At 51.6% G+C, this 806-nt stretch carries 1 pseudogene; it reads right to left on the bottom strand.

The features are described from left to right. Nucleotides 1–788, bottom strand: a pseudogene (locus GFC01_RS17780) (DDE-type integrase/transposase/recombinase); the annotation flags it as partial. Nucleotides 789–806 lie beyond the last annotated feature (18 nt).

Raw genomic sequence — 806 nt, 5'->3', positions numbered from 1 at the left:
GTAAATGGCCGGTTGGCTGCAAAATTGCCCTTCATGTACTTGACCAGGGCTTCAATCCGGCCTTTGCTTTCCGGGTCGCCGGCCCGGCAGAGCCAGACTTTGAAACCCATGGCCTGTTTGAAGCGCTCAAATTCGTGAGTAAAGATTATGTCGCCATAGTTCTCACAGACGGCCAGCAGCCGGTCCTGATCAAAAACCAGTTCTTCAGGTATACCGTCCATATATTCAAAACAACAGAACAGCATCTGAATGAAGGTGCTTGTGGTCAGCGGCCTGTCCGACCATTGGGCGTACCGGTAACGGGAATGGGAAAGGACAGCGCCCATGCCGTATATTTTTACCGGTTCACCGGTTGGCTTCCGGACAGTGGTTTGCCCGAAATCAAGCTGCATCTGTTTGCCCATGGGTGGGTCGGCCACTGCCTGGTACTGTCTTTGTGCCCTTTCCTTGGTGATGTGGTGTTTCTCACGCAATTGAGCAACGTAACGCCTGACCGTACGCCCGCGGAATCGAACACCCGGGTAGTGTTCTTTCAACCAGTCAGTTACCTGGGCGGCGCTGAGTTCCGGAAATTTGTTCAGCCAGCCCAGGATTACATCGTGATAGTGGTCAAGCTTTCGCGAACGGTGTTTGCTTTGTTCCCTGATCCTGGCAAATTCGTCGGCATCCATCTCCCAGTATTTGATGACCGTTTTTACATCGATATCCAGCCTTCTGGCCACCTGGGCTTTTTTTAGCCCCATGTCTTTTAATTGATGAATCTCGGCGTACATTTTCCACCTCGTCAATTTTTATTCCACCCCCTG

This window comes from Desulfofundulus thermobenzoicus (assembly GCF_009428905.1).
Taxonomy (GTDB): domain Bacteria; phylum Bacillota; class Desulfotomaculia; order Desulfotomaculales; family Desulfovirgulaceae; genus Desulfofundulus_A; species Desulfofundulus_A thermobenzoicus.
Note: the sequence above shows the minus strand (reverse complement) of the source record. Positions and strands in the feature narration are given on the sequence as shown.